At 35.5% G+C, this 20,593-nt stretch carries 16 protein-coding genes; 4 read left to right on the forward strand and 12 right to left on the reverse strand.

Going from position 1 to position 20,593, the window contains the following annotated elements:
* Position 1: 1 nt before the first annotated feature.
* The 10 genes from C1634_RS19405 to C1634_RS19455 form a co-directional block, all read right to left on the reverse strand.
* Positions 2 to 457 carry a transcriptional regulator gene (locus C1634_RS19405; protein WP_065394571.1) on the reverse strand — a complete coding sequence of 152 codons (456 nt, stop codon included), beginning with the start codon at positions 455 to 457 and terminating at the stop codon, positions 2 to 4.
* A gap of 117 nt (positions 458 to 574) precedes the next feature.
* Positions 575 to 1,087 carry a GNAT family N-acetyltransferase gene (locus C1634_RS19410; protein ID WP_103233440.1) on the reverse strand — a complete coding sequence of 171 codons (513 nt, stop codon included), beginning with the start codon at positions 1,085 to 1,087 and terminating at the stop codon, positions 575 to 577.
* Between the two features lie 174 nt (positions 1,088 to 1,261).
* Positions 1,262 to 1,492, reverse strand: a complete 231-nt coding sequence (locus tag C1634_RS19415; protein WP_103233441.1) for a DUF2007 domain-containing protein — start codon at positions 1,490 to 1,492, stop codon at positions 1,262 to 1,264.
* Positions 1,493 to 1,554: 62 nt separating this feature from the next.
* A complete protein-coding gene (lat, locus tag C1634_RS19420; protein ID WP_103233442.1) occupies positions 1,555 to 2,880 on the reverse strand; it encodes an L-lysine 6-transaminase in 1,326 nt (441 codons plus the stop codon).
* A gap of 112 nt (positions 2,881 to 2,992) precedes the next feature.
* Positions 2,993 to 4,543: an L-piperidine-6-carboxylate dehydrogenase gene (gene amaB / locus C1634_RS19425; RefSeq protein WP_103234564.1), complete on the reverse strand. Its 1,551-nt coding sequence runs from the start codon at positions 4,541 to 4,543 to the stop codon at positions 2,993 to 2,995.
* A gap of 475 nt (positions 4,544 to 5,018) precedes the next feature.
* Positions 5,019 to 5,207 carry an Arc family DNA binding domain-containing protein gene (locus C1634_RS19435; protein ID WP_103234566.1) on the reverse strand — a complete coding sequence of 63 codons (189 nt, stop codon included), beginning with the start codon at positions 5,205 to 5,207 and terminating at the stop codon, positions 5,019 to 5,021.
* Positions 5,208 to 5,285: 78 nt separating this feature from the next.
* Positions 5,286 to 6,152, reverse strand: a complete 867-nt coding sequence (locus tag C1634_RS19440) for an SPFH domain-containing protein (RefSeq protein WP_103234567.1) — start codon at positions 6,150 to 6,152, stop codon at positions 5,286 to 5,288.
* A 295-nt stretch (positions 6,153 to 6,447) separates the two neighbouring features.
* The gene (gene ccsA, locus C1634_RS19445; RefSeq protein WP_109738984.1) at positions 6,448 to 9,717 is read right to left on the reverse strand and encodes a cytochrome c biogenesis protein CcsA; all 3,270 of its coding nucleotides are present in this window, start codon (positions 9,715 to 9,717) and stop codon (positions 6,448 to 6,450) included.
* 288 nt (positions 9,718 to 10,005) lie between these two features.
* Positions 10,006 to 10,587, reverse strand: coding sequence for a Crp/Fnr family transcriptional regulator (locus C1634_RS19450; protein ID WP_109738985.1), 582 nt, complete (start codon positions 10,585 to 10,587; stop codon positions 10,006 to 10,008).
* A 419-nt stretch (positions 10,588 to 11,006) separates the two neighbouring features.
* The gene (locus C1634_RS19455) at positions 11,007 to 11,648 is read right to left on the reverse strand and encodes a cysteine hydrolase family protein (RefSeq protein WP_109738986.1); all 642 of its coding nucleotides are present in this window, start codon (positions 11,646 to 11,648) and stop codon (positions 11,007 to 11,009) included.
* Between the two features lie 372 nt (positions 11,649 to 12,020).
* Here C1634_RS19455 and C1634_RS19460 point away from each other — a divergent pair, with 372 nt between their 5' ends.
* The 4 genes from C1634_RS19460 to C1634_RS19475 all read left to right on the forward strand — a co-directional run bounded on the left by C1634_RS19460 (position 12,021) and on the right by C1634_RS19475 (position 17,787).
* Positions 12,021 to 14,585: an FtsK/SpoIIIE family DNA translocase gene (locus tag C1634_RS19460; RefSeq protein WP_109738987.1), complete on the forward strand. Its 2,565-nt coding sequence runs from the start codon at positions 12,021 to 12,023 to the stop codon at positions 14,583 to 14,585.
* Positions 14,586 to 14,647: 62 nt separating this feature from the next.
* The gene (locus C1634_RS19465) at positions 14,648 to 15,295 is read left to right on the forward strand and encodes a LolA family protein (RefSeq protein ID WP_109738988.1); all 648 of its coding nucleotides are present in this window, start codon (positions 14,648 to 14,650) and stop codon (positions 15,293 to 15,295) included.
* A gap of 110 nt (positions 15,296 to 15,405) precedes the next feature.
* Complete coding sequence (locus C1634_RS19470) at positions 15,406 to 16,863, forward strand: LptF/LptG family permease (RefSeq protein ID WP_109738989.1); 1,458 nt, start codon at positions 15,406 to 15,408, stop codon at positions 16,861 to 16,863.
* A 132-nt stretch (positions 16,864 to 16,995) separates the two neighbouring features.
* Positions 16,996 to 17,787 carry a hypothetical protein gene (locus C1634_RS19475; protein WP_109738990.1) on the forward strand — a complete coding sequence of 264 codons (792 nt, stop codon included), beginning with the start codon at positions 16,996 to 16,998 and terminating at the stop codon, positions 17,785 to 17,787.
* Positions 17,788 to 18,001: 214 nt separating this feature from the next.
* Here the strand turns inward: C1634_RS19475 and C1634_RS19480 are convergent, their stop codons facing one another.
* Entirely contained in the window at positions 18,002 to 19,060 is a 1,059-nt protein-coding gene (locus C1634_RS19480) for a 3-oxoacyl-ACP synthase III family protein (protein ID WP_109738991.1), read from the reverse strand.
* A 569-nt stretch (positions 19,061 to 19,629) separates the two neighbouring features.
* Complete coding sequence (gene frr, locus C1634_RS19485; protein WP_103233015.1) at positions 19,630 to 20,184, reverse strand: ribosome recycling factor; 555 nt, start codon at positions 20,182 to 20,184, stop codon at positions 19,630 to 19,632.
* Positions 20,185 to 20,593: the final 409 nt, after the last annotated feature.

Consider the following 20,593-nt stretch of genomic DNA (forward strand, 5'->3'; position numbering starts at 1 on the left):
TTTATAGTTTATTAAGAGATTCCTGAATATTTTCTATGTTTTTATTTAAGAGTGCTTTGTAAACTTCTATTCTTTCATTGTATCCATCGTCTTTACTTTTTTTAAAATTGTTTAAATCATCTAATAGTTTTAATTCGTCCTGCATCTTTTGTACAATTTTTTCGAATCGTATTTTCTTGTATTCATCATTGATGAAAAAATATCGTTTCCGCTCATCCATTTTATTGTGGTCTACAATAAGCTGTGCATTTAATAGTAATGAAATACTTGTAGAAACAGAGCTTTTGCTCGCAGAGAGCACTTCAACAAATTCGTCAAAAGTAATTCCTACTTTCTCATAGTCAAAAAGAAGGTAGGAATAAATTTTCGATGCTAAAGGGGGTAAGCTAAACACGGTGCCATAGAACTTTACGGCATCCTGAAAAATTTTTTCATCAATTTCTATACTTTGGTGCATAATATAAAAATTTTTAACAAAAGTAAAAATTAGTTCAGAACCAAACGAACAAACTTGATAGAGTTTATAAATACACCCCGGTTTAAAAATTCAATGAAAGATGATTTAACTTTTTGCTTAAATTATAATCTTCTCAAAGGCCTTTCTCATTCCGTCTTTTAAAAGAACCTCTCCACAATAGGAATAGCCTCTGCCTTCAAGGATTTTCAACATAGCAAGATTGTCATGATTGGTATCTACTTTAATGCTCTGAATTCCATGGGACTTGGTAAATTCTTCAATCTGATCAAAAAGTTTTTTTACCATCCCTTGTCCTGCAAATTTTTCATCAACAGCTACTCTGTGCACTACCACAAATTCACCGTCACTCAGCCATGCTCCTTCAATGGTGCTGTAAGCCGGCTCATCATTCAGGATCAAAGCTGCATATACCGCAATTTCCCCATCTACTGTCATCACATATGCGAATCCTTTGGCAATATCACTCTCTACTGTTCCAAGATTAGGATATCCGTTCTGCCATTGGGTACTTCCATCCTGTCTTCTTCTTTCTATGGATTGCTGGATAATTTCCCAAATACTGTTTCTTTCTTCAATTTCCGCTTGTCTTAGTTTAATCTCTGGATTCATGTTGTCATATTTGATTAAAATATTGGATGGTTTAAAGAATTAAAAATCTAGCATGACAGCTATTTGTTTAATCTTTAAAACCTTCTTCTATAATAGTTTATAATTAAAAAACCGAAAATTAATAAGAAATTAATTTTCGGTTCGAAGTAGTAAAATTTAAAATTATGAAATTGTTTATTGATTCTCACTTTGTTGAAGGTAAGCATCAATAATATCAAATGCTTTTGTTTCATCTTCCAAATCTACCATTACCTTTAGCGAAGTTGCTGTAGGCGTTGTAGTAAACGTAAGATAGTTATTTTCAACGGTATTTGTAATTTCAGCATCATCCAATTTAGACTTAACCAATTGAATTTCTGAAGGGTTATCACTTACATAAACCGATACTCTCGTACTTCTTTCCATATCCTAATTGTTTGAGTATCTAAATATACGATAATTTTTTCAAAATTACAAATCCCGGAAGTTTAAATTTTATTAATATTGTTTTCAATTTTGTCTAAAGCAAGCTGGATTTCTTCCTTTGTAACATTCAAATGAGGTCTGAAACGAAGAGACTGATCCCCGCATGGAAGAATGATCAATCCATCGTTGAAAAGCTCACTCATCAGGTGGTTTCTTTGTTCTGCAGTGGGCAGATCAATCGCACACATCAAGCCTCTTCCTCTTGCATTTGAAATTTTTTCAGGATACTTTTCAGCAAAACCTTTTAAGCTTTCCAATAGGAAGTCTCCAACTACTCTTGCATTTTCTACAAGGTTTTCTTTTTCGATAACTTCCATTACCAGCTGGAAACGAAGCATGTCTATAAAGTTTCCTCCGAAGGTAGAATTGATTCTTGAACTTTCTCTGAAAACGTTATTCGGAACTTCGTCAAACTTTTCTTTATTGGCTAATACACCGCAAACCTGTGCTTTTTTCCCGAAAGAAATGATATCCGGTTTTGCTGTAAAATGCTGGAATGCCCACATTTTCCCTGTAATAGCAATCCCTGTCTGAACTTCATCAAAAATAAGTAAGATTTCGTTGTCATCACAGATTCTTCTTAATCCTAATAAGAATTCGTCTCTGAAATGATTGTCACCTCCTTCTGCCTGAATAGGTTCTATGATGATGCAAGCCACTTTATTAGGGTTCATCAGGATAGCCTCTTCAATCTGAAGTAAAGCAAGGTTTTCGTTTTTGATCGTTTCTTCCAGGTTTTCTTCTGTAATCGGGAATTTTAATTTTGGATTTAAAATTCTCGGCCAGTTGAACATTGGGAAATATTGGTACTTTCTTGGGTCAGAAGTATTGGTTAAGCTCAATGTATAACCGCTTCTTCCGTGGAAAGCCTGTTTGAAGTGAATACAGATTCCTGCTTCTGTATCTAGTCCTTTTGCAAAGTTTTTGCGGGTTTTCCAGTCGAAGCATGCCTTCATTGCATTTTCAACGCCCAGGCTTCCGCCTTCAATAAAGAAAGCATATTGTAATTCTTCAGGAATAACTACTCTCTCGAATACTTCAAGGAAATGAGCGTATTCTTCTGAGTAAACGTCAGCCAAAGTAGGCTTGTTCACCGCCATTCTTCCCAACCATTCTGATCTTTCTAAAAGATAAGGGTGATTGTATCCGATAGACGCTGATGCAAACATGGAGAACATATCCAGATACTCTTTGTCTGTCAATTTATCATAAAGCCATGATCCATGTGATTTTTCAATATCCATCACAAAATCGAAACCGTCTGCCAACACATGTCTTCCTACTGTTTCTTTTACTTTATTTGCTTTTATATCTAATGTTTGTTCCATAATAAATTGTTGTGTGATTTAATAAGTGAATGATTCAATGATCCAAAGAATGAATCATTGAATCATTCAGGTTATTAAGTTTTTTGTTTTTCGAGTTCTTTAAGTAAAGCTTTTATAAATCAAACTTAATTCCTTGTGCTAAAGGAAGTTGTGCAGTATAATTTATAGTGTTAGTTTGTCTTCTCATATAGTACTTCCAAGCGTCAGAACCTGACTCTCTTCCTCCTCCGGTTTCTTTTTCTCCACCGAAAGCACCACCGATTTCCGCACCAGAAGTTCCGATGTTTACGTTGGCAATACCACAGTCTGAACCTGCATGAGAAAGGAACAATTCTGCCTCTCTTAAGTTCTGAGTCATGATAGCAGAAGATAGTCCCTGAGGAACATCATTCTGAATGGCAATAGCTTCTTCTAATGTTTTGTATTTGATAAGATATAAGATTGGTGCAAAGGTTTCATGCTGAACAATCTCATAAGAGTTTTTCACTTCTGCAACACAAGGTTTCACGTAGCATCCTGATTCGTAATCTTTTCCAGTTAAAACTCCGCCTTCAACAGCGAATTTTCCTCCTTCTTTTTTACATTTCTTGATCGCTTCTTCGTATTGGTTTACCGCATCAGTGTCAATAAGTGGTCCTACATGGTTGTTTTCATCCAATGGATTTCCTATTTTAAGCTGGCCATAAGCTTTTGTCAGTCTTGTTTTTACTTCATTGTATACGCTTTCGTGGATGATCAGTCTTCTTGTTGAAGTACATCTCTGTCCTGCAGTTCCTACCGCCCCGAAAACTGCTCCGATGATAGACATGTCAATATCGGCTTCTTTCGTAATGATAATAGCGTTGTTTCCTCCTAATTCAAGAATAGATTTTCCGAATCTTTCTGCTACTTTAGAAGAAACCATTCGTCCTACTCTTGTAGATCCTGTGAAAGATACCAGTGCTACTCTTTTATCGTCTACTAATTTCTGTCCGATTTCGTGGTCTGATACCAATACACTTGAAAGTCCTTCAGGAAGGTTATTCTCCTTTAAAACTTCAATCATTATATTCTGGCATGCAATGGCACAAAGTGGTGTTTTCTCAGATGGTTTCCAGATGGTAACGTTACCACAGATCCATGCTAATGCTGTATTCCAAGACCACACAGCTACCGGGAAGTTGAATGCAGTGATGATTCCTACAACCCCTAGCGGATGGTATTGCTCATACATTCTGTGCCCTGGTCTTTCAGAGTGCATCGTGTACCCCTGAAGCTGTCTTGAAAGTCCTACCGCGAAATCGCAGATATCGATCATTTCCTGAACTTCTCCAAGTCCTTCCTGTAATGACTTACCCATTTCGTAAGAAACAAGTTTACCAAGATCGTCTTTGTATTCTCTTAATTTTAAGCCCAGCTGTCTTACGATCTCTCCTCTTTTGGGAGCCGGGATCAGTCTGAATTCCTGAAATGCTTTTTGAGCAGTTTCAATTACTTTGTCATAATCACTTTCTCCGGAAGTTTTTACTTTAGCGATCAACTTTCCATCTACAGGAGAAATGCTTTCTATCACCTTTCCTGAAGCGAAATATTTTCCGCCTGTTGAGGTACCTTTATTTTCTTCTTTAATACCTAAATTTTTCAGCGTTTTTTCGATTCCGAAATCCTTTACTTTTTTTGACATAAAATCTTACTTTTCGTTCTCTCTAAAGATAAAAATATTATGCGAACCTCAAAACTTTAATTTTTAATGTGTTTTTTATTTGGACTAATTATAAACATGCTTATCTTTGCAGGGTAATCATTTTGATAATCACCGATGGAAAATTCACAAGAAAACAACTCAAAGTTTAAAAAGTGGTTCAAGCGTGTAGGATGGGCGGGATTTGCTTTCTTTACCATTAAAGGCTTGATTTGGCTCGTCATATTCTACTTTGGAGCAGACACGCTTCAGAGTTGTATAAAATAAAAAAGCAGAGAAATTTTCTCTGCTTTCTTTTTTTGTAAAACGTGTACCGAATTGTCATCTTTTTATTGAAACGTTAAAAAAACAGCCCTTTTTTGTATTTTCTGTAATTAAAAAAAGGAATGAAATACCAAGTTCTAATTGATCATTACCCAAAAAGATCATTTATTATCCTAAACTGACCATTTTAAAACTAATCATTCTTCTTTCTCCCTGCATGGATCAGGCTCTGATGCAACAGGTATTCTATCTGTCCATTCACACTTCTGAATTCATCGCCTGCCCACTTTTCAAGAAGTTTATAAGTAGACTCATCTATCCTTATGACAAAGGATTTTTTACCTTTATTTTCTGAAGTGTTTTGAGCTTTTTCTGATTTCATTGTTCTTGTTTTTAATGCAAGATTTATTTTCCAGGTTTATAAGTTCAATCATCAACCTGAAAATTTTTATTATTATTCTTAGTTATACAGCGTTCCTGCATTTAGGATTGGAGTTGCTGCTTTTTCACCACATAAAACCACCATTAGGTTGCTTACCATGGCTGCTTTTCTTTCATCATCAAGCTCAACGATATTACCTTCGGAAAGCTTTTTCAGCGCAAGATCTACCATTCCTACAGCTCCTTCCACAATTTTGGTTCTTGCTGCAACAATAGCTGTAGCCTGCTGTCTTTGAAGCATTGCTCCTGCAATTTCCGAAGCATAGGCTAAGTGTGAAATCCTTGCTTCCTGAATCACAATTCCTGCTTTTGAAAGACGGTCTGTAAGCTCCTGTTCCAAAATAGAATTGATCTTATCTCCACCCTCTCTTAAAGTGATCGGCGCGTGATCATCCTCTAAATTATCATAAGGAAAACTCATCGCCAGATGACGTACCGCAGCTTCACTCTGCATTCTTACAAAGTCAGAATAGCGTTCTACATCAAAAGCTGCCTTATAGGTATCTCCTACTTTCCATACCATTACTACAGCAATTTCGATAGGGTTTCCCATTTTATCATTTACCTTCAGGGTCTGCCCTTGCAAGTTCTCGGAACGCAAAGACATTTTCTGTGACGAGTATAAAGGATTGATAAAAAACAGTCCGTTTTCTTTTACCGAACCTACATATTTCCCAAAGAAGTTCAATACTCTTGAGTGATTAGGCTGAATGATCATTAATCCTTTCAGAAAAAAGCACGAAGTAAGAAAGCAAAGCATAGCGATCACCACATAGGCAATACTTTGATCTACTCCGCTCACAAAGAAGTAAACTGCTGCCACAAACAAAGCAAGACAGATGACCAGTGTAATGTAACCTGACATAGGTTTTAATGTTTTTTCCATAATTGAATTTTATTTTGATATTATTTTGATATCATAAAGATAGCAATGAATTTTGAATTATGAGGCATTAATTATATTTTTTTTGATGAGGTGTGTTGTGGATTTCGAGTTTCGAGATGTGATATGAATGTGGCATTTGGAGAATTATAATACGAGAGTATGAAAATTAATGATTCTTTTTGTAATAACTCATAACTCAAAATCCTGAAACTCGTATCTCTTATCTCGCAAAAAAGGACACAAAAAAATCCCGGAAAATGAATTCCGGGATTTTGCTTTTTATATGTTTGAAGTTTTATTTCTTCGTTAAAGTTTTAAACTTGAAATAAGATACTGCTGATAGTGTAATCATTGTTGCGATTCCGATATATACCCAAGCTGGTACTGGTACCGGATCTCCTGCTGCATAAGAGTGAAGTCCACTCAGGTAGTAATTTACCCCAAAATAAGTCATTACCATTGAACAGAACGCAAACATTGTTGCTACGTGGAATGCCCATCTGCTTCTCAATCCAGGTACTAATCTCATGTGCAATACAAATGCATACACCATGATGGAGATGAAAGCCCAAGTTTCTTTCGGGTCCCAGCTCCAGTATCTTCCCCAAGATTCGTTTGCCCAGATTCCTCCTAAGAAGTTTCCTACTGTTAATGCAAACAATCCGATTGTTAATGACATTTCAGAAACGACTACCAATTCTTTTAATGTTGTATCGTGGTGAATTTTATACGTTTCTTTATTGGATATAATATAGAATACCAATGAGATTACAGCAATGATCATCGACAGTGCAAAGAATCCGTAACTGGAAGTAATAATGGCTACGTGAACAATCAACCAATAAGATTTCAATACCGGAACAAGCGGTGTGATCTGTGGATCAAGAGCTGAACCTCCATGTGCAAATCCCATCATGATAACAGCCACCATAAATCCGGAAGCAGGAATCAATGCATTTGAATTTCTATAAAGCGCCAGACCTGCCGTAATACCTACCCAAGAGATGAAGATAATAGCTTCATATCCGTTACTCCATGGTGCGTGTCCAGAAATATACCATCTTGCAACAAGCCCAAGGAAATGGCATAGATATCCTATTAAACCAACAGCTATAATAACCTTAATGGCTTTATTTAATAGTTTATTTGACTTGAATAATTCAACAAACCCCAGAATTAAAAGAAGACCTCCAATGATGGTATAGAAAATCAATAGTTTGAAGTTAATATCCGCTTTATTCATGAAAACCTCAAGATCAACTTTTGATTTTGCAGGAACTACTGCCTTCCCCCATTTCTGCTGATATTCTGAAAGCTTTACCAATTCTTCATCTGCTTTGCTCCAGTTTCCTGATTTCTGAGCAGTAAGTGCTTGTGCAAAGTAAGGTCCCATTACCTGCTGAGATTCCATATCCGGTTCGAATTTCTGATCTAACCATGAATGCCATGTATGATTGGCATCATTTTTCACAGGAACAATTCTCATAAACTGACCGCTAAAGAACTCATTGAAGATCTGTACTCTTTCGTTTACAGCAATAACTTCTTTATCATAATTGGTCTGATCAGCCGGTTTCTTACGGAATGCCGTATTGTAATCATGATCTAAAATATATGTTAGATTACCATTGGCATCTGCCGGGAAAAGGTTCATCAGTGAAGTATAGCCATCTTCATCTGCCTTTGTTTTATTTTTCAGTTCATCACCACCTTTCGGTCCCACCTTGATTATTGGAACCATTGTCCAGCTTGGAGTGTCTGTATTGATAGAGAGGAACCATTGGTTAGCAGTAAGCGACTTTCCGTCTGTTCCTTTGAATTCGTCTTTTTTATATAGTTTTCTTAAAACATCTAATGCTACTGTATTTATAGGAACAATTCTTCCTTCAAAACTTTGCACCAAAAGGTAACCGAATTTATCCGCATGTTCTTTAGTGATTCTATTTCTCGCAATGATTTCATCCGGAGAGATAGATCTCATTTTACCCATTGGGGTTGCTAATGAGTTATTCTTTGGAGCAGCACCATCAAGCGGTTGAGCAGATGGAGCCGGTGCATGAGAATGATTGTCTCCTTCTACGTGGATATGTTCTCTGCTTCCGTCAGTAGTACCATGTGTTTCGATTTTCTGTGCATTTAAACCTAAGCTTAAAAGAATCAATAATACTGCAGCCGCTTTTTTCTTACTAGCATCTACAAGCATTTTATTTAATTTCCAGAAGTGTGTTCCTTTCCAGAAGAAAATAACAAACATTCCTAAGAATAAAAGACCATATCCGATGTAAGAAATCAAAGTTCCCCAGAAATCATGGTTGACAGAAAGTACCGTTCCCATTCTGTCCGGATCAAAACTTGACTGGAAGAAACGGTATCCTTTATGATTAAGAACGTGGTTCATATAGATTTTATAAGGAGTTTCTTTACCTTCATCAATGATTTTAATGTGACTTTCATAAGCACTTGGAGATGAACTTCCTGGATACGTTTCCATAACGAAATCATCCAGTTTCAATGCGAAAGGGGTATTGTATACTTTAGGTCCGAAGCCTACCATGATGTTTAAACCATCCATAGTAACCTGTTTGTAAACGTTTGGATTTCCTCTTTCAACAGAAAGATCTACCAATCGTTTTGTTTTTGGTCCCTGAAGCTCAATCTGAAGCATATCCGGAACACTAGCATCTTTCTTCCTGTCTCCTTCAATAGCGATCAGTCTTCCTTTTTTAAGACCTTCAGGAACTACAAGTTTTAATTCGTTGATGGTATATAAACTTCTTAATGCTAACGGCTGGAATTCATTTTTAACGGTAGTTCCGGTAGCCTGAGTAGCCATGGTCATATAGTTGGCATCTACAGGAGTTTTGATGAACAATTTTCCTCCTTCATTTTTGAACTCAACAGCTCCTTCAATCGCTCTGTTGAATGTCACCAAAGTTCCGTTGATCGATTTTGTCTCTCCCGGTTTGATGTAAATATTTTGTCTTCCGGTACTTCCGGTAGAAACCAAATGAAGGTACTCTGCACCGTTTGGCTCAGCTACAAGGCTGTCTTTTTTTCTTTGAATGTATTCCTTAGCAAATACTTTCACTTCTTTTCCGTGGAAGTCATAAGTTGCATTGAAATCTTTATGCAATGGTGACATCAGATAAGGAACATCCTGATAGTTAAGAACATCTCCTTTTTCTTCGATCTGGATTTTAAAGAAATTTTTATCCGTTACGATTTCGTTGGAAGTCTCACCTTCCCGGATGTGCATTTGCCCTTCAAAACTGATGTATCTTGTGATAGCACCACCGATAAAAATGAAAATAAAGGCAAGGTGGAAAACAAGAACCGGCCATTTTTCCTTTTTCCACAGTCTGTATCTTCCGATATTTCCTATGAAGTTTAGAATGAGCACGACCATGATCAGTTCGAACCATTTGGCCTCATAAATTAATGCTTTTGCTGTAGGAGTTCCGTAGTCGTTTTCTAAGAACGTTGCATAAGCCATCGCAAATGCGTACACCAGCAACAATACAGCCATTGTTCTGGTTGAGATAAGAATATCTTGGAGCTTCTTCATGATTTATTGTACTTGACATGCAAAAATAAGCATGATAAACCATAACAAGCTTAAAAAAAGCTGTTTTTTGTCACTTTGGCCTCAGTTTTGCTTATTTTGAAACATTCTTAATAAGCCTGAAAACATTGGGAAAAATTCAATTTTGAAAATCTGAAGAATCCAGATTTATAATACCTATTCCGCTGATTGAATTCTTCTATCTCCCAACATTCCAAGTAGTCACAAAAATACTAATAGACAAATAGTTAAAGTCCTTTGTATTATTTAAAAAGGAAATAAAAATGTAAACTATTTTCCAAAATATATTTTTTTCCTGATTTTACTTAAAAATTCATGAGTAATTCCCAGATAGGAAGCCACCTGTTGCTGGGTTAGTCTTTGTTCCAATCCCGGATATTTCTCAAGGAATTCCAAATATCGTTTATCAGCCGTTTTGCCCGTTAAAGAAAGAATTCTTCTCTGGAGTGCTACCGAAGATTTTTGGTTCATGATTCTGAAAAGCTTTTCTATCTGAGGCATTGTTTCGTACAAGACCTCTTTATCTTTTTTTGAAATCATCAATACTTCACTATCCTCAAGAGCTTCAATGTTCAATATAGAAGGAACATGATTGATCAGACTGTCTATATCTGTAATCCACCAGTCTTCCACAGCAAAATATAAAGTCTGCTCAAATCCTGTTTCGTTCAGGTAATAAATTTTAAAACAGCCATTCAAAACAAAACCTTCAAAAAGGCAATAGTCTCCTTCATTGAGAACTATTTCTTTCTTTTTAAACTTTTTGTATTCAAATGGCTTTACAAACTTTTTAAAATCCTCCTCCGAAAGGTGTATATATTGATTGATATTTTTTAGAAGTAAATCGGACATTGTTTTGTTTAAGCAAAATAAAGGTATCAAAATTATTGACACCTTTACGTAATAAGTTATGTTAAGTTATTTTCGTACTTGAGCAATAGAACTCCGATTTTTTATTGGGTAAACGCAAAGGCTTATTATACATTGTGCTTATCTTTGAGACGCAAGAAAATCGAAGATTTTCAGCAAGCCGAACTGTTTTCACGTCTTTGTATTTTCCAATATAATTTTGTTCTATCCTCACGCGGATTTAGACTGACTTTACAGATAATTGTGCATCATCTTATCTTAAAATCTGCGTTATCTGTTTAATCTGCGTGCTTTTGTATTTGAATATTTGAATATGTGGTGCTCAATTTTATGTGATCTTATAGTAGATTTTTAATATCATCCTGCACCCTTATGTATCCAAAACATGCTCACTTTTAAATCTATTTACTTAAAAATTCATTTGTATTTGTTATCCCAGCATAAAGATTTCCTAGAGCAGAAATTCCTGCCAAAAAAGATCTTTGAACCTCCGCAGCTTTCACCACTTCCCCATTAATCTCCCTGTTTCTGGTTGCTGTAGCATCTCCGATAATTGTATTATGAAAACCAAAATCAAAAGCAGCTCTGGTAGTGGCGTCCACACACACATCGGTCATCATTCCTGTAATCACAAGGTTTTTGATTTTCTTTGATTCTAGATAGTTCAAAAGATCAGTTTCTCTAAAGCTGTTGGGAAAATGTTTGGTAATTATTTTCTCATTCTCTCGTGGCGAAACTAAACGGTTAATTTTAGCTCCATCAGTATCCGGAAGGAAAAAAGTGGCTCCGTCATTCGTAGAAATATGCTGAATATGAATGACAGGAAGATTATTTTTCCGGAAATATTCTAAAATCTTTTTACTATTTTCTCCAGCCTGTTCAGCTTTTTCCAATGTCATTTTTCCTCCCTGGAAATAATCATTTTGTACATCGATAATTAATAATGCGGTGTTTTCCATTTTTTGTTTTTGTTGTGCGTTCATTCTAATCAGTGAAATAAATACCAGACCTAAAGTCAGCATTGTTTTGAATCTATTTTTCATAGGTGAAATTTTATGAGACAAAATTACATAGGCTCCGGATCTTAACCTTTGAACTAGTTCAAAAACACAGCTAACCTTCTATAATATCAACTGTATTCTCAAATATTATTATTTTTTTTATTCCTGTAGATTTAAATCAGAAATTTTATTATCTTTTTAAAAGAAAACAAAAAACAACTAGTTAATATAATTTAACAGGATCAGATTTGGATAAACAAAAAAAATAGTCTTATTTTATTTTCTAAATAGTAGAAAATATTTTTCAATTAGGTTTTAAATAATCGCTGTAAAAAGCGGGATTTCCAAAATGTTTTTTGGAGAAAAAAGATTCTTTTAGTGTTGAAAAAACATTAAATTTGTGACATTGATATTATGGACAAAAAGACACAAAAAAAACAGACTGAATTGCCTGAAAAAGGCAGGATTTTATCTAAGCCCCGTATTTTTTCCGGGCTTACTTTTATACTTTTCTCGGCTGTTCTAGCCTTCTCATTCATCTCTTATTTAATGAACTGGAAAGCAGATCAAAGCCAGGCGGGAACGATGCTGGACAAGACTATAAAATCTTCAAATATCTTTGGCAAGGTAGGTGATTGGCTGGGAAATATTTTCATTTTTGAAAGTATTGGTATTGCCTCATTTATTATTGCATTTTTATTTTTGGTAGTCGGTACGCTGATTCTTAAGAAAAAAATCTTCAAACCCTGGAAAACCATCGGCCATTCTTTATTTTTCATCTGCTGGCTTCCTATTTTTATGGGGGCACTTACCAAAGGGCAAGGTGTTTTAGGAGGAGTCTATGGGTTTCAGATTATGGATTACCTTAATTCTATCATTGGAACAGTAGGTCTGTGGACTGTATTGGCAGCAAGTATCCTTTTATATTTTATTCTTGAATTTAATCTTCGTCCAAGTTCCATCAAAGCAAAACTGGATAAGATCAATGAAAATACAATTGGAAAAGTAAAATCTATGATTCCAGATTCTGATGAAGATTTCGAAGCTGATGAAGAATTGAAAGAAGAAATGGAAGAGGCAGAACAGGAAGCTGCTCCTCGTGTTACGGTAAGTGAAGTTTCCAATAATTCAATTAATACAACGAAAGAACCAGAACCGGTAAGTATTCCGAAAGGATTTCCTGAAGTTCCGCTTTCTACCAATATAGAAACAATTACCACTCCCAATCATACTTCTTTTGAAGCGGAGCCTAGAGAAGTGAACCAACCGGTAAGTTTGAATTTATCTACAAAACCAGTTATTCCGGTTTCCACTCCGGAGGAAGCATTTGATATCAGGCCTTCTACACCATCTTCTGCAGCAGCTTCCCCTGCGCAGGAAAACATTAAATTCAATGTAGAAATAGCTCCGGTTATTGATATCCTGGACGATTCTGATAAAAAATCACAGGAGCTTGTAGAAAAACACGGTTTGTATGACCATAAACTGGACCTGGCCAATTTCCATATGCCGCCTGTAGACTTGCTGAAAGACTATGGAAATGAAGAGATTTCCATTAACAAGGAAGAATTAGAAGAAAATAAAAATAAGATTGTTGGACTTCTGAAGAATTTCAATGTAGGAATTGCAGAGATCAAAGCTACTATCGGTCCTACCGTTACTTTATACGAAATTGTTCCGGAAGCGGGAATCAGAGTAGCAGCCATCAAAAAACTACAGGACGACATCGCGCTGAACCTTTCTGCTTTAGGAATCAGAATTATTGCTCCGATGCCTGGAAAAGGAACAATCGGTATTGAAGTGCCAAGAAAAAATCCTACAATGGTTTCTATGCGTTCTGTAATTGCTTCTCAGAAATTCCAGAATACAGATATGGATCTTCCGGTAGTTTTTGGTAAGACCATCTCCAACGAAGTCTTTATGGCCGACCTTTCAAAAATGCCTCACTTGCTGATGGCAGGAGCAACAGGACAGGGTAAATCTGTAGGGATTAATGCTATCCTTACTTCCCTTCTTTATAAAAAACACCCAAGTGAACTGAAGTTCGTTATGGTGGATCCTAAAAAAGTGGAACTTTCATTATATTCAAAAATTGAAAGACATTATTTAGCAAAACTGCCAGATGCTGAAGAAGCGATCATTACAGATACCAATAAAGTAATCAATACGCTGAACTCTCTTTGTGTTGAGATGGACACCCGATACGACCTTCTGAAAAATGCTTTCTGCAAAAACCTGAAAGAGTACAATAAGAAATTTACAGAAAGAAAATTGAATCCTGAAAACGGACACCGTTATTTACCCTATATCGTTTTGGTGGTAGACGAGTTTGCAGATTTGATCATGACAGCAGGAAAAGAAGTTGAATTACCAATCGCCAGACTTGCACAGCTTGCAAGAGCCGTAGGGATTCACCTTATCGTTGCAACACAAAGACCGTCTGTAAACGTAATTACGGGTATGATCAAGGCCAACTTCCCTGCAAGAGCAGCCTTCAGAGTAATTTCCAGTGTAGACTCCAGAACGATCCTTGACTCTCCGGGAGCTGATCAGCTGATTGGTAAAGGAGATATGCTTTATTTCAACGGAAACGAGATCTTAAGACTTCAGTGTGCTTTCGTAGATACTCCGGAAGTAGAAAGGCTTGCAGAGTTTATTGGAGAGCAGAAAGGATATGCTTCAGCATTCTTGCTTCCTGAATATGTTTCTGAAGATTCTACAAGTTCAGTAGGTGCTTTTGATCCGAATGAAAAGGATGCTTTGTTTGAAGACGCTGCAAGAATTATTGTTTCTACTCAGCAGGGATCTACCTCAATGCTTCAGAGACAATTGAAACTTGGGTATAACAGAGCCGGAAGAATTATGGATCAGTTGGAAGCCAGTGGTATTGTAGGAGGTTTTAACGGAGCTAAAGCAAGAGAGGTGATCATCAGTGACCTTCATTCTTTGGAACAGTTTTTGGAAGATCTGCGTAGTTAAAGGGAAATTGAACGATTTAACCTTTCAAAATTAAGAATGTCTAAAGATTATTAAATAAAAAAATGAAAAATATTATTTCAAAAGTTATATTAGGAAGTTTTGTTGTAAGTGCAGTAGGTATGGCAAATGCTCAGAAGATTGATGCTAAGGCCAAAAAGATATTAGATGATATTACAGCCAACTACAATTCTAAAAAGAATTCTTACTTCAAATTTTCTTTTGGAAGCGGTCTTAACGGACAGGTTACGAAAACGGAGCCAGGTATTTATTATGTTGCCGGAGAAAAATACAAACTGAAGATCATGGATACAGAGCAGATCTTCGATGGAAACAAAATTTACAATATCAATGCTGATGATATGGAAGTAACGGTTGCCAAACCTAACGGAAGCGGCACCATGTTCTCCCCTATCAATTATCTTACAACCTACAGAAACGATTATAATGTAACCTATAACGGCAAAAAAATGGTTAACGGTGTCAATGCTGATTTTATTAAACTGACCCCTGTAAAAGCAAACGGAATACAGTTTGTGTACATTTTTGTAGATTCTGCGAAAAAGCAAATGGTAAAACTGGAACAGCACGGAAATAACAAAGATGTTGCTGTAATTGCGATTAAAGAATACAAAGAAAACCAGGAACTGGATCCTAATATGTTTGTTTTTGACAAGAATAAGTTCAAAAACTACGTAATTACAGAACTTTAAAAAGCTGAAAGTGAATTCGCAACTCAGCAAATTTGCTTTTTAAATTAAAAAAATAACAAAATATAAAAAGCCACAAGTAAACTTTGTGGCTTTTTGATTAATTTTGGCGCATGTTAAAAATACTAGACCGATATATCATAAAAACCTTCTTTGGACCGTTTTTCTTTATATTCAGCGTATTGTTTTTCATTTTTATTGTAAACATTATCTGGGTTCAGTTGGGACAATTTATGGGAAAAGGGTTAAGCTACTGGCAGATCCTCAAACTTCTTTTTTACCTTGGGGTAAACGTTATCAGTATGGTTCTCCCGCTTACGATCCTCCTCGCGAGTATCATGTCATTCGGGGAATTTGGGGAACGGTATGAGCTTGCCGCGATGAAAGCAGCCGGAATTCCTTTGACAAGGGTAATGACTCCTTTGCTTGGAATTTCAACGGCACTTGCTATCATGCTGTTTTTCTTCTCTAATAATATTATCCCGGATTTTCAGAAAAAAGCCAAGAACATGCTTTTCAATATTGCCCAGACAAAGCCGGCCATCAATTTTACCCCGGGGCAGTTTATTGATCAGATTCCTGGTTACATGGTAAAGTTTGACAAAATATACGGAGAAAACGGAGAAAATATTGAAGGGGTTTTTGTTCATAAAAAAGCCAATGCTTACGAAAATCAACAATCTGTAGTGGCAGAAAAAGGAAAGTTTGTTCCGGCTGCGAATAAGAACTACCTAAAGCTTGTCTTGTATAACGGATATGTATTTGAAGATGCATTCGCTGGTAAAGGTGACAATGTAAGACAGAAACAGCCTGATCAGGCTATTAAATTTGACACGCTGACTTCCCACTTTGACATCAGTGAGATCATTAATAAAGCGATCGAGAAAGAACAGATTACAGACGACTACCGTTTTCAGACGTATAACCAGCTGGATGGAACGATTGCTAAGAATAAGAAAGACAATAAGCAGTTCTTTGATAATATCGGTTCCGAGGTCCTTAACCAGACTAATTCCGTTGTCACTTATATGGATAAGGGCAACAAACATAAAGTGGCTCCCAAAACCCAGATAAAACTGGATACGGTAAAAGGTGACAAAAAACTGGAAATAATTTATAACTCCTACAACAGATTAGAAAACCTAAAATCGACTTTAGAGTCTAAAAAGAATGAATACAGTTCCAATGTAAAATACTTCAGTAAGGTGGTGATCTATCAGCAGAGAATTGTTGCTTATTCGGTGACCTGTATTATCTTTTTCCTGATTGGAGCCAGTTTGGGGTCTATCATCAGAAAAGGAGGAATGGGACTTCCGGTAATCATTGCGATTGTCATTTTCATTATCTTTTATGTCATGAATGTTGGAGTGGAAAATATGTCATGGAGCGGGAAAATGAACCCTTATCTTGCGGCGTGGCTTCCGAACCTGATCCTTCTTCCTTTTGGAGTATGGATGACATATAAAGCACTTACCGATTCACAATTATTTGATGCGGAAAAATACAAAACACTATTCAAACCGATCACAAAAAGGTTTACAAAAAGTAAAGAACATCAGAGATATCAGTAATTCTGATACAAGAAATAAGATTAATAGTAAAGCTTCGATTTTTTCGGAGCTTTTTTATTGATTTTTAGCAAAACATTTAGTTTCATATTATTGAATATAAAATTTATATTTGCTGGAATTTAAAACAAAACCATGAAGAAATTACTAATTATTGGCCTATTTGGTCTTCTTTCGTTGAATGTCTATGCTCAGGAGCAAGATGAAAACGGAACCTATAATGGTGAAAAATACGGATACATTATTGATAAATCAGGAAGGAAAACGGAAGGAGTTATACATCTGCACGGAGGCTACTCCAGCCCATGGCAAAATCAGTTAAAAGTAAAATTTGCCGCAGTTGCTGATATTGATAAAGTAAAAAACAAAATCAAATTTAAAACCTACGATACAGACGACATTAAAGAATATATGCTGTATGAAGGCGATACTCCAAGAGTTTTCAAGTCTGTAAAATATTCCAATATGAGAGAAGCTTTAAACAGTTCTGAAAGTACAACAGGATTGTCAGCAGGCTTTAAAGCAATCAATAATCTTTCCAGAACGGATCAGTTTGCAGAAGTTATAGTAGAGGGTAAAATAACTGTTTATAAGTTGTATGGTTATCCTACAGCTCTTTCTGCAAACAGTACACAGGCAATCACCTATGCAGAAACAGAAAGACTAAAAGAAAACCCGAATTATATCTTTTCTAAGAAAAACGGAAAAGTAGAGGAACTGACCCCCGCAAAAGCAAAAATTATCCTTGCAGACTGCCCTTATGTAAAAGCAAAAATAACAAAAGGAGAATATGGTTCCCTGAAAAATGAGGAGAAGAAAAGAAGTGGTCTTGGGAAATTTATTAGAGACGAAATCAGCAATTCTACAGTAGATAAACTTTCAATTATCAATGAAGTGATCTATGATTACAATGAAAATTGTAAATAAAATAAATGGAAGGCTTTCAATCGAAAGTCTTTTTTTGTGACCTTAATTTATTTGTATTTTTATCAAACATTAGATAATTTATCCCTGGAAAATTAATCTAAAAAATAGAGAAAGAAAATCTTATAAAAACAAAAGAGGATTCCGTTGGGAACCCTCTTTTTATATTCTCAAAACTGAAATTTATATTTCTATAATTTCAGCCTATTTTATAAGTTTAAAACTGATAAACAAAAGCGTTAATATTCATTCCTGCCCCTACTGAAGCAAATAACACGACATCATTCTTCTTAATCTTATGATGCTCCATTTCATCCTTTAAAATCATTGTCAGCAACGTGGGAATGGTTGCCACACTGCTGTTTCCTAGCTTATGAATAACCATAGGCATTATATTTTCAGGAACCGGTTTTTCATACAATTGATAAAATCTGCTAACGATAGCTTCATCCATTTTTTCATTCGCCTGATGAATAATGATTTTATCCAGCTGGTCAATGGTAAAACCACTGCTATCCAGACATTTTTTCATGGCATCAGGAACATTGATTAGAGCAAACTCATATATTTTCCTGCCATCCATTTTGATGTATCGAGTATCCGGACATTTATCATTGTTGTAAGATTTTCCAAAATACAGGAAATCTTTCTCATTGAATGTATAAGAAGCCGATAAATGGGCTTTTATACCAGAGTCATCATCATTGTTAACTTCCAAAATAGCAGCTCCTGCCCCATCAGCATAGATCATACTATCTCTGTCGTGAATATCCACCACGCGGGAAAGTGTTTCAGCACCAATAACCAAACATCGTTTTGCAATACCCGCTTTAATAAAGGCATTAGCCTGTATCACTGCTTCAATCCATCCAGGACAGCCAAAAAGAACATCATAGGCAACGCAGAAGTTATTTCTGATCCCTAATAAATGTTTTACTCTTGCTGCAAGGCTGGGTACCGAATCAGACTGAATGGTCCCGAAACGGACATCTCCGAAATTATGGGCAAATATGACATAATCTAATGTTTCAGGATCTATCCCTGCATCTTCTATTGCGGCGCGGGCAGCAATGAAGCCAAGATCTGAAGTGACCTCTGTACTGTGGGCATATCTCCTTTCTTCAATACCTGTAATTTTTTTTAACTTGTCTGTAATGGAAGCATTATTCTCTTTTAATAATACCCCTTCTTCATTAAGAAAAATATGTTTATCAAAAAATAAATTGGTTATTGTTTCCGATGGGATGTAGTTGCCTACACCAATAATTTTAGTCATCGCTTTAGCATTTTGATTTCCAGATCATTATATAATAAATCGGAATAATTTTGTAAATATAACGATTAAAAGCTAATAATCATCATTTCTTTTTATGCAAAGAATACAGATCATCACTGATAAAAATGCAACATTCTATCATTCAATAACTTTAATTTTCAATAAAAAAACAAAAAAGATGCTGCTAAAAAACATCCGTGAAGATCTGTTAGTTCTTGGTGGAGTGAATTGAGTCAAACAAAACCTCCTGCTGCTAACAAGAGGTCCAATGAAAAAAACAGAATCATTAAAGTTTCCGGCCTCATTGTTCTACAATAAAAAATAATTTAATATATTGAAAATGTGTTTTTTACAATCCCTGTCTAAAGGTACACTATTAAAAATGGATAATACTACAAAGGCAATATTTGTTTGAAAAGGCAAATCCTCATAGAAAATATTCTCTTTTCATCTCCATCATTCACTTTCTGCAGAGCATAAACATAAAAAATACTACTATTCCAACTTTACCCTACAAAAAAAGAGGCTCCCCATTGGAAACCTCTTGATTATTTTCAAATAACTGAAAATTATACTTTCATAATTTCAGCTTCTTTTGTCTTAAGATGCTCGTCGCACAGTTTTACATATTTATCTGTATAAGCCTGGATTTCTTCTTCCACTCCTTTTACAACATCTTCAGAAACGCCATCTAGTTTTTTAAGTTCTTTCAAACCATCTTGTCTTGCATTTCTTACAGTTACTTTAGTATTTTCAGCTTCCACTTTAGCTTGTTTTGCAAGCTCTCTTCTTCTTTCCTCCGTCAAAGGCGGAACATTAAGGATAATATTCTCTCCGTTATTAGAAGGTGCAAAACCTAAATTTGAGTTGATGATCGCTTTTTCAATTGCATTGATTGCAGTTCTGTCCCAAGGTTGAATAGAGATTGTCATTGCATCCGGAACAGAAACATTCGCAACCTGGTTGATAGGAGTAGGTGCTCCGTAATATTCTACCATTACATCCTGAACCATTGCCGTAGAAGCACGTCCTGCTCTAATTCTTTGAAATGCATGATCCAAGTGCTTTACAGCTCCATCCATGTCTTGTTTTACAGATTCTAATATAAGATCTAATTCTTCCATTATTATATTAAAGTTTGATAAGTTACACATCTATTAATAAATCTGAATATCAATTGTTTAAAATTAAAAAACGCTGTAAAAATCGGTGATTTCTTACTGTTTTAAACTATTTTTTGCTATTCAATGCTGCAAAAATAATAATTGTTTTCGAATAATAGCTATTTCCATAGATGGATTTTCTGTACTTGCCCCTACAAGGGAATTGCTTGTTTGAAAACGCTCTTAAAGCCAAGAACCTGAAGTACAAATACCTATCTTATATTTTGGTTGTTTCTACTTATCTGCATATCATTCTTTCTCTCTTACTTTACTATGTTCTTTTAAAGAAATTTCTTATTGATAAATATGACTGATCTTGAAATAAGATCAATGCTATGATAAAAAATGGAAAGTCTTACAAAAGATAATT

This window comes from Chryseobacterium viscerum (genome assembly GCF_002899945.2).
In the GTDB taxonomy this organism is placed as follows: domain Bacteria; phylum Bacteroidota; class Bacteroidia; order Flavobacteriales; family Weeksellaceae; genus Chryseobacterium; species Chryseobacterium viscerum.